The organism is Dactylosporangium aurantiacum (genome assembly GCF_000716715.1).
In the GTDB taxonomy this organism is placed as follows: Bacteria; Actinomycetota; Actinomycetes; order Mycobacteriales; family Micromonosporaceae; genus Dactylosporangium; species Dactylosporangium aurantiacum.
This window is the reverse complement of record NZ_JNYJ01000008.1, coordinates 94,411-108,682: the sequence shown is the minus strand read 5'-3', so window position 1 is coordinate 108,682 and position 14,272 is coordinate 94,411. Positions and strand designations below refer to the sequence as shown.

General features: G+C 72.8%; 9 protein-coding genes. 6 read left to right on the top strand and 3 right to left on the bottom strand.

Translation table 11 applies throughout. The annotated features are described in order from the left end of the window. The first annotated feature begins 29 nt into the window (after positions 1-29). On the top strand, positions 30-1,877 hold the full coding sequence (locus tag OP18_RS11455; RefSeq protein ID WP_052386548.1) for a glycoside hydrolase family 9 protein: 1,848 nt from the start codon (positions 30-32) through the stop codon (positions 1,875-1,877). Between the two features lie 52 nt (positions 1,878-1,929). Here OP18_RS11455 and OP18_RS11450 read toward each other — a convergent pair whose 3' ends face one another. Further along, positions 1,930-2,862, bottom strand: coding sequence for a small ribosomal subunit Rsm22 family protein (locus OP18_RS11450; protein ID WP_245635343.1), 933 nt, complete (start codon positions 2,860-2,862; stop codon positions 1,930-1,932). After that, positions 2,859-3,785, bottom strand: coding sequence for a DUF389 domain-containing protein (locus tag OP18_RS11445; RefSeq protein WP_033358775.1), 927 nt, complete (start codon positions 3,783-3,785; stop codon positions 2,859-2,861). Before OP18_RS11445 ends, OP18_RS11450 begins: the two co-directional genes overlap by 4 nt. A 76-nt stretch (positions 3,786-3,861) precedes the next feature. On the opposite strand from OP18_RS11445, the gene OP18_RS60485 reads away from it, so the two are divergent. After that, complete coding sequence (locus tag OP18_RS60485; protein ID WP_245635342.1) at positions 3,862-6,192, top strand: WGR domain-containing protein; 2,331 nt, start codon at positions 3,862-3,864, stop codon at positions 6,190-6,192. A gap of 26 nt (positions 6,193-6,218) precedes the next feature. Further along, positions 6,219-6,677, top strand: a complete 459-nt coding sequence (locus OP18_RS52305) for a pyridoxamine 5'-phosphate oxidase family protein (RefSeq protein WP_052386547.1) — start codon at positions 6,219-6,221, stop codon at positions 6,675-6,677. Between the two features lie 87 nt (positions 6,678-6,764). Here OP18_RS52305 and OP18_RS11430 read toward each other — a convergent pair whose 3' ends face one another. Continuing rightward, entirely contained in the window at positions 6,765-7,652 is an 888-nt protein-coding gene (locus OP18_RS11430) for a winged helix-turn-helix transcriptional regulator (protein WP_033358927.1), read from the bottom strand. Between the two features lie 26 nt (positions 7,653-7,678). On the opposite strand from OP18_RS11430, the gene OP18_RS11425 reads away from it, so the two are divergent. The 3 genes from OP18_RS11425 (at position 7,679) to OP18_RS11415 (ending at position 14,271) form a co-directional block, all read left to right on the top strand. Beyond that, the gene (locus OP18_RS11425) at positions 7,679-8,983 is read left to right on the top strand and encodes an MFS transporter (protein WP_052386546.1); all 1,305 of its coding nucleotides are present in this window, start codon (positions 7,679-7,681) and stop codon (positions 8,981-8,983) included. Positions 8,984-9,129: 146 nt separating this feature from the next. After that, complete coding sequence (locus OP18_RS11420; RefSeq protein ID WP_033358774.1) at positions 9,130-13,170, top strand: bifunctional nitrate reductase/sulfite reductase flavoprotein subunit alpha; 4,041 nt, start codon at positions 9,130-9,132, stop codon at positions 13,168-13,170. Positions 13,171-13,215: 45 nt separating this feature from the next. Beyond that, complete coding sequence (locus OP18_RS11415) at positions 13,216-14,271, top strand: hypothetical protein (protein WP_156089443.1); 1,056 nt, start codon at positions 13,216-13,218, stop codon at positions 14,269-14,271. Position 14,272 lies beyond the last annotated feature (1 nt).

Here is a 14,272-nt window from a genome sequence, read left to right as displayed (position 1 = left end):
CCCTGTAACCAGACCGAGAAGGAGAGCCGGTGCGCCTGCCGAACCTGTCCAACAAGGCCAAACTCGCTGCCGTCGCGGCAATCGTGGCGGTCCCCGCCGTCGCCCTGCCGATCGCGTTCGCCACCAAGGACGGCGGCCTGCCCGGCGTCGGATCGGGCGGTGACGGCGCGGCATACGCGTTCCCCGCCACCCCGGACCACATCCCCGACACGCCGGTGCGGGTCAACCAGGTCGGTTACCTGCCTGACGGCCCCAAGCGGGCCACCGTCATCAGCGACTCGAGCACCCCGCTGCCGTGGCAGCTCAAGGACAAGGCCGGCACGGTCGTCGCCTCGGGTGAGACCACCCCGCACGGCATGGATGCCAGCTCCGGCCAGAACACCCACACGGTCGACTTCAGCGACTACAAAGGTACCGGCAACACGTACACCCTCGAGGTGGACGGCAAGGCCAGCCTGCCGTTCGACCTGGACCCGAAGGCGTACCGGCAGCTCGCGATCGACGCGATGTCGTTCTACTACCCGCAGCGCAGCGGCATCGCCATCGACGACAAGATCGCTCCGGGCTACGGCCGCAAGGCCGGGCACACCGCCGAGACCCCCAACGGCGGGGACACCAAGGTCCCGTGCGCACCCGGCTCCTGTGACTACACGCTGGACGTCACCGGCGGCTGGTACGACGCCGGCGACCACGGCAAGTACGTCGTCAACGGCGGCATCTCCGTCGCCCAGCTCATGAGCTCCTACGAGCGCTCCCCGAAGGCGTCCAAGGCGCGCACCCTGCGCCAGCCCGAGACCGGCGGGAAGACCCCCGACGTGCTCAACGAGGCCCGCTGGGAGCTGGACTTCCTCATGAAGATGCAGGTCCCGGCCGGGCAGAAGCTCGCCGGCATGGCGCACCACAAGGTCCAGGACGTCGCCTGGACCGGTCTGCCGACCGACCCGGCCGCCGACACGCAGCAGCGGGTGCTCAAGCCGCCGTCCACCGCCGCGACCCTCAACCTCGCGGCCGCGGCCGCGCAGGGCGCCCGGCTGTTCAAGGCGTACGACGCGGCGTACGCCGAGAAGCTGCTGACCTCGGCCCGTGCCGCGTTCGCGGCGGCGCAGGCGAACCCGAAGGTCTACGCGCCGGACTCCGACTCCACCGGCGGCGGCGCGTACGGCGACACCGACGCCGACGACGAGTTCTACTGGGCGGCGGCCGAGCTGTACATCACGACCGGCGAGAAGAAGTTCGCCGACTTCGTCACCGCCTCGCCGGTGCACAAGTCCGACGTCTTCGCCAACGCCTTCGACTGGCGTGCCGTCGGCGCGCTGGGCCGGCTCGACCTGGCGACCGTCGACAACAAGCTGCCGGACCGTGAGCGGGTCCGCGCGAGCGTCGTCGCCGGCGCCGACAAGCACCTCGCCACGCTGAACTCGCAGGCGTACAACCAGGCGTACGCGCCCAACGGCGGTTACGACTGGGCCTCCAACAGCCAGATGCTCAACAACCTCGCCGTCGTCGGCACCGCGTTCGACCTCACCGGCGAGGCGAAGTACCGCGACGGCGTGCTGGCCGGCATGGACTACATCTTCGGCCGCAACGCGCTCAACCAGTCCTACGTGACCGGCTACGGCGAGAAGGCGTCGAAGAACCAGCACAGCCGCTGGTACGCCCACCAGCTCGACCCGAAGCTGCCCAACCCGCCGCGCGGCACCCTGGCCGGTGGCCCGAACTCCTCGCTGCAGGACGAGGTCGCCTCGGCGGCGCTCAAGGGCTGCAAGCCGCAGCTGTGCTACATCGACGACATCAAGTCGTGGTCGACGAACGAGCTGACCATCAACTGGAACTCGTCGCTGTCCTGGGTCGCCTCCTTCGCGGCGGACCAGACCTGACCTGACACCGCACGCGACTGACGGGCCCGGCCGCTGACCTCAGCGGCCGGGCCTATCGCGCTGCCGGCGGCCAGGTGTCGCCCCACTCGGCGTCCCGGGCGGCCTTGTACACCGGCCCCTCCCGCTTCGACACCAGGGTCGGCCCGACGCGGGTGTCGGGGGCGCAGACCTGCAGCGTGACGAGACCTTTGCGGAACGCGGGGTGCCGCACGACCCGGCCCGGCGTCGTGTTGTCCTGCTTCGTGACCGCGACGTAGGAGAACTTCTCGTCCTCGTAGCCGAGCTCGGCGCCCTTGAGCCGGCGGTGCAGGGCGGAGCGGTTCACCCGCGCGGAGAAGTGGCACCAGTCCTTGCCGGTCATCCCGCACGCCAGCTGGTGCGGGCACGGCGCCGCGACGGTCCAGCCGGCGGCGATGAGCCGGTCGCGGGCGTCGAGGATGCGCCGGTACCCCGCGGGCGTGCCCGGCTCGACGAAAACCGCCAGCTGCCGGGCCGCGGCGCCGGCCTGGTCGACGAGGGTGTGCTGGTCGTCGTCGGTGAGCTCACCCAGGACGTACGACACCAGTACCATATCCACAGTGGACAACGGCTCGCCCAGCCGCCACTGCTGCCAGGTCGCCCGGGGCAGCATCCGCTCGCCGAGCTTCAGCGCCTCCGGCACCTGGTCCAGCACCGTCACCGACGCCAGGCTGGGGAATGCCTCCAGGGCCGCCCAGGTCGCCGCGCCGGAGCCGCCGCCGACGTCGAGCAGGCTCTGCGGCCGCAGGTCCTGGCCCAGCTGCCCGAGGACGGCGGAGACGGCGGCGTGGGTGGCGGGCATGCGGTAGGCGGCGTACGCGGTCGCGTCCACCATCGTGCGCAGCAGCGGCTCGTCGGCGGGGCGGCCGCTGCGGTAGTCGACGATGAGGCGCTGCACCGACTCGGTGAGCCGCTTCGGCGGGACGGCTTCGAGGAGCCGGTCGAGGGCCTCGCGCAGATCGGTCACTGTCGTGCCTTCCAGTTCCAGAACGCGCGTTGGGTGAGGAGGGTGAGGACGCCGGCGGTGACGATGGCGGCCAGGTTCAGCAGCAGCTGGACGGCGGAGCCGAGCGCCTCGTCCGGCACCCCGTACGCGAGGGCCACCGCGATGTTGGCCGCGGCCGGCACCGTCGTCACCGAGATGAGCACACCGATCAGCGGCCCGGCCTTGGCCGACGTCAGCGACAGCATGCCGGCGATCCCGGCCAGGAACCCGACCACCCACGACAGCGCGTCCGGCCGCCAGATGAAGTCCGTCATCGGCCGCTCCCGCAGCAGCATGTCCTTCTCGACCAGGCCGGCGAGGTCCAGCAGGAACGTCGTGCCGATCGTCGCGACGATCGCTGTCAGGAACCCGACCACCAGCGCGAGCGACGCCCGCCTGATGAACCCGGGACGGCCCCGGATGATGCCGACGCACAGCGCGGCGAGCGGGCCGAACTCGGGGCCGACCACCATCGCGCCGACGATCAGGATCGGCTGGTCGAGCAGCACGCCGATGCCGGCGATGATCGTGGCGACCGAGAACATCAGCAGGTAGGTGCCGGACAGCTCGGTCTCGTCGCCGGTCTTCTGCTCGATCTCGTCCCACACGACGGCGTCGCTGGCCAGGCCCGGCGCCGCGTCGGCGGCCGCGGTCGCGACGTGGGACAGCGCCACGTCGACGTGGTCGACCGCGATCGAGCCGACCTCGTGGATCTTCTGCCTCCGCAGCGCCGACAGCACCTGGCTGCCGGCCTCCCGCACGACGTCGCAGAGCACGAGATCGCCGTCGGGCTGGCGGGCCGCGCCGGGCAGGACGACCAGGTTGGTCGCGCCGGGGGCGGCCTCGATGATCCGGACGACCTCGTCGGTCCGGTCCGGTGGGGAGATGACCCGCAGATGCAGCACCCCTCAATTTTTGTCGGTGGTCGTCGCTACGCTGTCGGCGCCCCCTCGTTGATCCGTTTTCGAAAGGCCGTGACCGATGCTGCAGACGACCTATCTCGAGCTGTCCGAGGACAGCGGCAGCGCCCACAAGTTCTATGAGGTGACCGTCGACGGCACCGAGATGTCGATCCGTTACGGCCGCATCGGCGACCCCGGCACCACGAAGACGACGTCCTACCCAGACCACGCCAAGGCGACCGCGGAAGCGGCGAAGAAGATCGGCGAGAAGGTCCGCAAGGGCTACGCGCCGGCCGTCGCCGGCCAGCGCGCCAAGCGTTCGGTGTCCCGCCGGGTCATCGTCAGCGCCCGCTCCACCGCGAAGACCGCCCCGCTGCTGTGGCGCTACAAGTCCGGCTCGTCCGCGTTCGGCATCTTCGTCGACGACCGCGTCTGCATGGTCGGCAACGAGGCCGGCGTCGTCACCACCCTCTCCCACGACGCCGAGGTGCAGCGCCAGTTCCAGCTCCCCGACGGCGTGAAGTGCATCGTCGCCGACGATGACTGGCTCTACGCCGGCTGCGACGACGGCAACGTCTACGACCTTTCCGGCAAGGTCCCGCGGCTGGCGTATTCGATCGCCCCCGACATCGACATCTACTGGCTCGACATCCACGACGGCGTCCTCGGCGTCGCCGACGCCAAGGGCGGCATCTGCAGCATCGACCACGAGGACGACTTCCTGTGGCGCCAGCAGGGCAAGGGCTTCAGCGGCTGGATGGTGCGCTGCGACGACAACGCCGTGCACCACGGCCACAGCAAGGGCGTCACCAGCTATGACTGGCGCACCGGCAAGGAGCTGTGGCACCAGCCGACCCGCGGCGCGGTCCTGTTCGGCTGGCAGGAGCGCGACACCCTCTACGCCGGCATGTCCTCCAACTCGGTGCTCGAGTTCCACAAGGACGGCCGGGCCGGGGTCACGTTCCGCTGCGACAACACCATCTACTCGTGCGCCGCCGCCCCCGACGGGCGCTATGTCTTCGCCGGCGACTCCAGCTCGTCGGTCTACTGCTTCGCCGCCGACGGCCGCCGCCTGTGGAAGCTCGGCACCGGCTGCGGCAGCGCCTACTCGATGCAGTATCACAACGAGCGGCTGTACATCGTCACCACCGACGGCTCCCTGGCCTGCATCGACGCCAGCGAGGAGGCCGTGCGCAACGCCGAGCAGGGCGTCGTGCCCGAGTATGTCGACGTGAAGGCGCCCCGCATGGAGGCCGTCGCCCCGTCCACCAACGTCGAGGTCGCCACCGACCCCTCCGGCGGCGTCGTCGTCGAGTGCTTCGAGGAGGGCGGCCGCCTGCGCATCCGGGTCGTCTCGCCCGGCTACCACCACGACTGGCAGGTCCAGTTCCCGAAGGGCATCCGCGAGCCGCACGCCCGCTACGTCGTCCCGGAGATCCGCGGGCGTGCTGGTCGGGCGTGCTGGTCGGGCGTGCTGGTCGGGCGTGCTGGTCGGGCGTGCTGGTCGGGCGTGCTGGTCGGGCGTGCTGGTCGGGCGTGCTGGTCATGCTGGCGGTCGGCCTCGGGATCGTGGTTGAGGCCGACCGCGGCGGTCCTGCGGCCCGGCGGGCCTCGGGATCGCGGTTGCAGCAGACTGCGGCGGTCGTGCGGTGTGACGCCCGGGGCAGCGCCGTCCGGTTTGTCGCGGCGCCGTTGTGGCCGCGCCGCACGCCCGGTGCTGCCTGCGCGGCGGTGCTGCCTGCGGCGGTGCTGCCTGCGGCGGCGGTTGTGGCCCGCCGGTCGCTGTGGAATGCAGGGTTGCGGGGAGCTTTCCGGTCGCTGTTGGCTCTCGTCTGGCCGGGCGTCGCCATGTCTGGCCGGGCGTCGCCATGTCTGGCCGGGCGTCGCCATGTCTGGCCGGACAGTGCTGTGTCTGGCCGGCGGTGCTGTGTCCGGTTGGTGTTGCCGTGTCTGGCGGTGTCGCGTCGCCGGGGCATCGGTGCCGGGCCTGGTGGTGGATGATCGGGCGGTGGCAGAAGCTGAGCTGCTCCTCGAGGTTGACGTCGAGGTGGAGGTCCCGGGCTTGGCGGGGGACGGGCAGGTCATGCTGTCCGTGACCGGTGCGGACGTCGAGGTGCCTGAGCCGGGCGGCGGGGCGGGTCCGGTGGTGGCCGGCCCGGGCGTGATCCTGGTGGCGACGGAGGGCCGCGAGCCGGTGACCGTCCGGGTGTACGACGGGCGCCCAGAGCTGCCCGGCTCGACCCTGGTGCACACGGCGCGGCTGGTGGTGGGGACCGACGGAGTCGACGTGGGTGCTGCCATGAGCACGGTCGATCACTGGGTGCCGGTGCGGGAGGGGCCGGTCACGGTGGAGGTGTGGGTGCACCGTTGCGGTGGGCGGGGTGAGGTGACGTTCGTGCTGTCGCGGTGACGGCGGCACGGTCATACGCTGCGAACATGGGCGCATTCGAGGACGTCGCGCGGGCGGTGCTGGACGGCAACCGGTACGTGGTGCTCGGCACCGCCGACGGGGAAGGGCGGCCGTGGGTGTCGCCGGTGTTCTACACGCTGAGCGGGTACCGGGAGCTGATCTGGATGTCCTCGCCCGGGGCGCGGCACTCGCGGAACCTGGCTGAGCGGCCTGAAGTGAGCCTGGTCGTGTACGACTCGAGCCTCCCCGTCGGAGAGCCCGACGCCGTCTACATGGCGGGCGTGGCGGCGGAGGTCACCGGGTCGGCCGTCGCGGCGGTCGCGGCCGCCTACGGTGACGCGGCCCTGCCGAAGGGCGGCCGGCGGGTCAAGATCGACGAGGTGACGGGCGACGGCGTCTATCGCATGTACCGCGCCACGGTCCGCGAGCACTGGGTCCTCGACCCGGACAGCCGCCCCGACGGCCGCGCGTCCGTCACGCTGTAGCCACGCCACGCCACGCCACGCCACGCCGTCGGGGCGCCACGCCGTCGGGGCGCCGCGCCGTCGGGACGGGTGGGTCAGGCGGGCGAGTCACGCGGGCGGGCGAGTCAGGCGGGTCAGGGTGGCGAGGACGTCGTCGACCGAGGCGGCCGGGTCGGTGACCGGGAACTGGACCTCGCGGATCGTGCCCGTAGGGTCGGCGAGCAGGGTCAGGCGCTTGAGCCGGTCGACGCCGCCGGCGCGGAACGTCGGCAGGAGCAGGCCGGTGGTCAGGGTGAGGTCCTGGTCCGACAGCAGCGGGAACGGCAGCCGGGCGTGGGCCACGAACGCGGCGAGCTGGTCGGGGCGCTGGGTGCTCACCCCGTACACCTCGGCGTTGTGCGCCAGGAAGGCCGGGTGGCGGGCCGCGTACGTGATCGACTCCAGGGTGCAGCCGGGCGCGCCGGGGATGTCGCTCCAGCCGGGCGGGTAGCCGTGGGTGCCGGGGGCGTAGGCGCCGGGGAAGCAGTACAGCACCGTCCACCCGACGCGGGTGCACAGGTCGACGGGGGTGCCGTCGTGGCCGGTGAGGGTGACGTCGGGCAGGCGGCGGCCGGTCAGCGCGTGCACCCGGCGGGCCTCGGCCGAGGCGCCGTCGGCGGTGGCGGTCAGCGCGCCGGTGCCCATGACGTGGCGGGTGCCCCAGTCCTGGAGGGCGACGAGCACCGGTAGCAGGCCCTCGCCCTTCGCGGTGAGCAGGTAGTCGTAGCGCGGCGGATGGGCGCTGTACTGCCGCCGCCGCAGGACGCCGTCCTCGACGAGGCGGGCGAGGCGCTCGGTGAGGGCGCGGCGGCTCACGCCCAAGGCCCGTTGCAGGGCGTCGAACCTGGTGGTGCCGCCGGCGATGTCGCGCACGATCAGGAACGTCCAGCCGTCGCCCATGACGCCCAGGGCCTGACTGATGCCGCAGTCGGCGTCGGCAAGGGCAGCGCGGTCCACGACCACCAACTATAGTGCGTTCCATTATGGAACTCACTCTGCGGCAGGCGCGTCCGCGGCCCCTGCGTTCGAGGCGCCGGGCGTTCTGGACCTGGTGGGCGGCGGGCACGACCAGTGGGGCCGGGTCCGCGGTCGGTGCCGTCGCGCTGCCGTTGACGGCGTTGACGGTGCTGGACGCGGGACCGTTCGAGATGGGCGTGATCGCCGCGGCGAGCTACGTGGCCTGGCTGGTGATCGGGCTGCCGGCCGGGGTGCTGGTGCAGCGGCTGCCGTTGCGTGGCGCGCAGATCGGCGCGGACCTGGTGCGGGCGGTCGCCGTCGGGTCGGTGCCGGTCGCGTGGTGGCTCGGGTGGCTCAGCGTCGCGCACCTGGTGGTGACGGCGCTCGTGGTCAGCTTCGCCGACGTGGTGTTCGACGTGGCCAACGCGACGTTCCTGCCGGAGATCGTGGAGCGGGAGCAGCTGCAGGCCCGCAACAGCCTCACCTCGGCCACCCACGCCGCCACGCAGCTCGGTGGGCCGTCGGCCGGTGGGTTCTGCGTGCAGCTGCTCGGGCCGGTCGCGACGGTGCTCGTCGACGCCGGCAGCTACCTGGTCTCCGCCGCACTGCTGCGGACCCTGCCGGTTCGGGGCGGCAGGGTCCCCGGCGGGACGCCCGGCGGGAAGCCCGGCGGGAAGCCCGGCGGGAAGCCCGAACCGACCTGGGTGCTGATCCGGGAGGGCTGGTGGTTCGTCGTCCGGCACCCCGTCATGGGGCCCGGCATGTGGACCGCGACCGCCGTCAACTTCGTCTGCGGCGCGCAGCTGGCGGTGTACCCGCTGTACCTGGTCCGCGAGCTGCACGCACCCGCCGCGCTCGTCGGGCTGCTGCTCGCGGTGGAGGGGGTCGGCTCGCTCGCCGGTGCCGCGCTGACGACGCGGATCACCAGGTGGCTCGGGTCCGCGCGGGCGCTGGTGCGGGCCGGGTTCGTGGCGGTCGCCGGCGCGGTGCTCGTCCCGGCGGGCACGGGCTGGGTGGCGTTCGCCGCCTTCGCCGCCGGCAACGTCCTGTTCGCCGCCGGGGTGGTGGTGCTGAGCGTGACCACGAGGACGTACCGGCAGATCGCCAGCCCGCCGCAGCTGCTGCCGCGGGTGATGGCCACGGTGCGGTTCGTGTCGTGGGGCGCGATCCCGGTCGGTGGCCTGGTCGCGGGCGCCCTCGCCGGGCCGCTCGGCGGGCGGGCGACGCTGTGGGTGTTCGCCGCCGCCGCGCTCGCCGCGCCCCTCGCGCTGCTGCTGTCGCCCGTCCGCCGGCTGCGCGACCTGACGGATTACGCCGGCGGTGGGAGGTGACGCACCTTCACACCCGCAGCGCGATCGATGTGGGGCACGTGTAACGACGCGGCGATGATCGGCGTGACGCGGGCGTAACGCGCCGTTCCTATGCTCGCCGCAGCGTCACGGTCGACGCGTCGGTGTCGGCCGGGCGGAAGGAAGTGATGGTGGCAGCACTGGACACGCAGGTCAGGACGGTGTGTTCATACTGCGGCGTCGGCTGCGGGATCGTGCTGGACATCGGTCGGGGGCCTGACGGCCAGCCGAGGGTGCTCAAGGCGTCCGGTGACAAGGAGCACCCGGCCAACCGCGGGCGGTTGTGCACCAAGGGCGCGACGAGCGCCGACATGCTGGCCGCGCCGGGCCGGCTCGGCACCGCGAAGGTGCGCCGGGACCGGGGCGCCGCGCCGCAGGACGCCGACCTCGACGCGACGATCACCGAGACGGCGCGGCGGCTGCGGGCGATCGTCGACGAGCACGGGCCGGACGCGGTCGCGCTGTACGTGTCGGGCCAGATGACCCTCGAGGCGCAGTACCTGGCGAACAAGCTGGCGAAGGGCTTCATCGGCACCAACCAGATCGAGTCGAACTCGCGGCTGTGCATGGCGAGCGCCGGCAGCGGCTACAAGCTGTCGCTCGGCTCCGACGGGCCGCCCGGCTCGTACGACGACCTCGACCACGCCGACGTGTTCCTGGTCATCGGCGCGAACATGGCCGACTGCCACCCGATCCTGTTCCTGCGGATGCTCGACCGGGTCAAGGCCGGCGCGAAGCTCATCGTGGTCGACCCGCGGCGCACCGCGACCGCCGAGAAGGCCGACCTGTTCCTGCAGGTCAACCCGGGCACCGACCTGGCGCTGCTCAACGGTCTGCTGCACCTGCTGGTGCGGGCCGGGCACGTCGACGAGCAGTTCATCGCCGAGCACACCGAGGGCTGGGCCGCGATGCCGGAGTTCCTCGAGGACTACACCCCGGCCCGGGTGTCCGGCATCACCGGCATCCCGGAGGCGTCCCTGGAGACCGCGGCCGCGCTGATCGGGACCGCCGACAACTGGGTCAGCTGCTGGACGATGGGGCTCAACCAGTCCACCCACGGCACCTGGAACACCAACGCCCTGGTCAACCTGCACCTCGCCACCGGCGCCATCTGCCGCACGGGCAGCGGCCCGCTGTCGCTGACCGGCCAGCCCAACGCGATGGGCGGCCGCGAGATGGGCTACATGGGTCCCGGCCTGCCCGGTCAGCGCTCCGTGCTCGTCGAGCAGGACCGGGCGTTCGTCGAGCACCGCTGGGGGCTGCCCCGCGGCACGCTGCGCACCGAGGCCGGCACCGGCACCGTCGACATGTTCCGCCGGATGGCCGAGGGGCAGATCAAGGCGTGCTGGATCATCTGCACCAACCCGGTCGCGTCGGTGGGCAACCGCCGCACCGTCATCGAGGGCCTGGAGGCCGCCGAGCTCGTCATCACGCAGGACGTGTACGGCGACACCGAGACCAACGCGTACGCCGACGTGATCCTGCCCGCGGCGATCTGGGGCGAGGCCGACGGCATCATGATCAACTCGGAGCGGTCGCTGACGCTCGTGCACCGGGCGGTTCCGCCGCCCGGCGACGCGCTGCCCGACTGGCAGCTCATCGCCCGCATCGCCACCGAGATGGGGTACGGCGCCGCGTTCGACTACGCCGACGCCGAGGACGTCTTCGCGGAGCTGCGCGCGTTCTGGAACCCCGCCACCGGCTACGACCTGCGCGGCGTCAGCTACGACCGGCTGCGTGAGGGCCCGGTGCAGTGGCCGGCCGCCCCCGGCGCGGCGGCGCGCAACCCGATCCGGTACCGCAACGACGGCGTCAGCCAGCGCCTCCTGGAGGGCCCGGACGGCAGCCGGCCGCGGCTGGCGTTCGCCACGCCGAGCGGGCGGGCCGTCTTCCACGCCCGGCCGCACCTGCCGGCGGCGGAGCTGCCGGACGACGACTACCCGTTCCTGCTCAACACCGGCCGGCTGCAGCACCAGTGGCACACGCTGACGAAGACGGGCCGGGTCGGCAAGCTCAACAAGCTCAACCCGGGGCCGTTCGTCGAGCTCAACCCGGTCGACGCGGCCCGCCTCGGCGTCGGTGACGGCGACCGGGTCGAGGTCGCGTCCCGGCGTGGCCGGGCGGTGCTGCCCGCGGTCGTGACGGACCGGGTCATGCCCGGCGGGTGCTTCGCGCCGTTCCACTGGAACGACCTGTTCGGCGAGTACCTCAGCGTCAACGCGGTCACCAACGACGCCGTCGACCCGGTGTCGTTCCAGCCCGAGCTGAAGGTCTGCGCCGTGTCCCTCACCCGGGTCGCGGACGTGCCGGACCGCTCCGACCTGCGCGAGATGCTCGGGCTGCCGACGGCGCCGCCGCAGCTCACCGACGACGAGAAGCGGTACCTCGCCGGGTTCCTCGACGCGCTCACCGCCGCCCCGCCGGACCACACCACCGTGCCGGTCCTGCCGGCGTCGGCGCCGGTCAGCCCGGAGCGGGCGCTGTGGGTCAACGGCCTGCTCGCCGGGCGGTACTCGCGGGTGCCGGCGGTCCCCGCGCTCGCCGTCCGCGCCGCCGGGGAAGCCGCCGAGGACGGCACCGGACCGGCCGTCCAGGTCCTGTGGGCGTCGCAGACCGGCAACGCCGAGGACTTCGCCGGGGTCGTCGGCCGCCGCCTCGCCGAGGCGGGCTGGCAGCCGGTGGTGCGCAGCATGGCCGACGTCGGCGTCGACACCCTCAACGGCCCCGCCGACCTGCTCATCATCACCAGCACGTTCGGCGACGGCGACGCGCCCGACAACGGCGCCGCGTTCTGGCAGTCGCTCGGCGGGCCCGACACGCCCCGCCTCGACGACCGCCGGTACGCGGTGCTCGCCTTCGGCGACTCCAACTACGACGACTTCTGCGGCCACGGCCGGCGCCTCGACGCCCGCCTCAGCGAGCTGGGGGCGACCCGGCTCACCGCCCGCGTCGACTGCGAGCCGGACTACCAGCCGGCCGCCGACGCCTGGCTCGACCAGGTCATCGCCGCGCTGCGTGCGGTGCCCCGGCCCAGGGCGCCGCTGCCGGCGCCGACCCGCAACCAGCCGCTGACCGCCCGCCTAGCCGGCAACCGGCTGCTGAGCCTGCCCGGCTCGGCGAAGGAGGTCCGGCAGTTCACGTTCGAGGCGGGTGCCGGTGCCCTGCCGTACGAGGCCGGCGACTCCCTCGGCGTGTGGCCCGTCAACTGCCCCGACCTGGTCAGCGAGTGGCTGAAGGTGACCGGGCTGCGCGCCGACGACCCGGTCGAGCTGGCCCAGCACGGCACGCTGCCGCTGTCCGAGGCGCTGCACCGCCGCCTGGAAATCGCCAAGATCAGCCCGGACCTGCTGCGGTTCGTCGCCGACCGCAACGGCGACCCGCAGCTCAAGACCCTGCTGCGCCCCGACAACCAGGGCGAGCTGGCGAAGTGGACGTGGGGTCGGCAGGCGATCGACGTCGTCGCCGAGTGGCCGGTCGACGCCACCGCGCAGGAGTGGGCCGGCGTGCTCAAGCGGCTCCAGCCGCGGCAGTACTCGATCTCCTCCACGCCGCTGCTGGACCCGGACCGGGTCAGCCTCACCGTGTCCGTGCTGCGCTTCCCCAACAGCCGCGGCCAGATCCGCAAGGGCGTCGCGTCGACGTTCCTGGCCGACCTGCCCGCCGACGGTGACGTCCCGGTGTTCGTCCAGCGGTCGCCGCACTTCCGCCCGCCCGCGGACCCGGCCACCGCCATGATCATGGTCGGTCCGGGCACCGGCGTCGCGCCGTTCCTGGGGTTCCTGCACGAGCGGCAGGCGCGCGGCGCCCGCGGCGCGAACTGGCTGTTCTTCGGTGAGCAGCGCCGCGCCACCGACTTCTACTACGAGCAGGAGCTGCTCGCGCTGCGCGAGGCCGGCACGCTGACCCGCCTCGACCTGGCGTTCTCCCGAGACCAGCGCAACAAGGTGTACGTGCAGGACCGCATGCGCGAGCACGGCGCCCAGCTGTGGTCGTGGCTGCAGGACGGCGCGCACTTCTACGTCTGCGGCGACGCCAGCCGCATGGCCAAGGACGTCGACCGTACCCTGCGTGAGATCGCCGTCGCCCACGGCCACCTCGCCCCGGACGCCGCCGAGGCGTACGTGAAGCAGCTCAGCGCGGACAAGCGCTACGTCCGCGACGTGTACTGACGCCGCTAAGGTGGTGCGTCGTCGGCGCGAGAGGTGAGGGGAACGATGCGCGGGGTGCACGGGGCGGTTGCCGTGGCGGTGGTGTGCGGGCTGCTCGCGGGGTGTGACGGCGGCACGGTCCCGGCGCCGGCGTCGGCGGTGGGGTCGAAGGTGGCGACCGTGGTGCCGGAGCTGGCCGTGCTGGCCGGCGGCGGGATCGCGGTGCCGGCGGCGAAGCCGCTGCCGGCGGGCGCGGCGATCGCCGGGCCCGACTACGCGGTGCGGCTGGCGGAGGTCGGCACCGCCGACCACCTCGAGCCGGTGGTCGTCACCCAGTTCGGCCGGATGCAGTCGGCGACCGGGGTGCCGCGCGACGCGACCGGCAGCATCCCGGCCGGCGCCGGCAACGAGTTCCTGTTCGTGCGGCTGGCGGCGGTGCCGGGGGTGAAGTCCGAGCCGTCCCCGCTGGTGAAGGCCCGGCTGCGGGTCGGCGACAAGGCCCGCACCGTCGAGGGGCTGATCACGCCCGAGTCGGTCCTCGTCGCGCTGGTACCGGCCGGCGCCCCGGCCACCCTCGTCGTCACCGACGCGGACCTGGACCAGAGCGTCGACGTGCGCACCGGCACCGTCGGCCCCGGCGCCGTGAAGGCGTACCTGAAACCGCGCCCGTTCGGCGAGGTGTCGTACAAGGTCATGGGGCAGATCGGCGGCGAGCCCTACCGCGTCGAGATCCAGATGTCCGTCTCCGCGGCCCTGGAACCCTACGACCACCGCCAGCACGGCACCTGGGCCCCGGCCGGGCGCACCTGGCTGCGCGTGTGGGTGGAGATGCAGCTCGACTCCATCGGTACCCTCGCCGGCACCATCGACATGCGGCAGAGCCTGCAGCTGTCGGCCGGCGGCAAGGCCGTCACCGTCGAGGCGTCCACCGTGACGGTGCAGCGCGAGTCGGTGCCGATCACCCGCTACACGGTCAAGGACGAGGTGCGCATGGACGTGGCGGAGGGCTCCGTGCAGGCGCTCACCGTCCGCTTCGAGCCCAAGGGCGCCCTGACCCGCGACGGCAAGCCGACCACGCTGCGGCTGGACTCCAGCCCGCAGCAGCGGATCACCCTGAAGTAGC

Excerpts from the sequence above, each read along its gene's own strand:
- OP18_RS60485 (WP_245635342.1), top strand. The coding sequence starts at position 3,862 with ATGCTGCAGACGACCTATCTCGAGCTGTCCGAGGACAGCGGCAGCGCC.
- OP18_RS11420 (WP_033358774.1), top strand. The coding sequence starts at position 9,130 with ATGGTGGCAGCACTGGACACGCAGGTCAGGACGGTGTGTTCATACTGC.
- OP18_RS11415 (WP_156089443.1), top strand. The coding sequence starts at position 13,216 with ATGCGCGGGGTGCACGGGGCGGTTGCCGTGGCGGTGGTGTGCGGGCTG.
- OP18_RS11425 (WP_052386546.1), top strand. The coding sequence starts at position 7,679 with ATGGAACTCACTCTGCGGCAGGCGCGTCCGCGGCCCCTGCGTTCGAGG.
- OP18_RS52305 (WP_052386547.1), top strand. The coding sequence starts at position 6,219 with ATGGGCGCATTCGAGGACGTCGCGCGGGCGGTGCTGGACGGCAACCGG.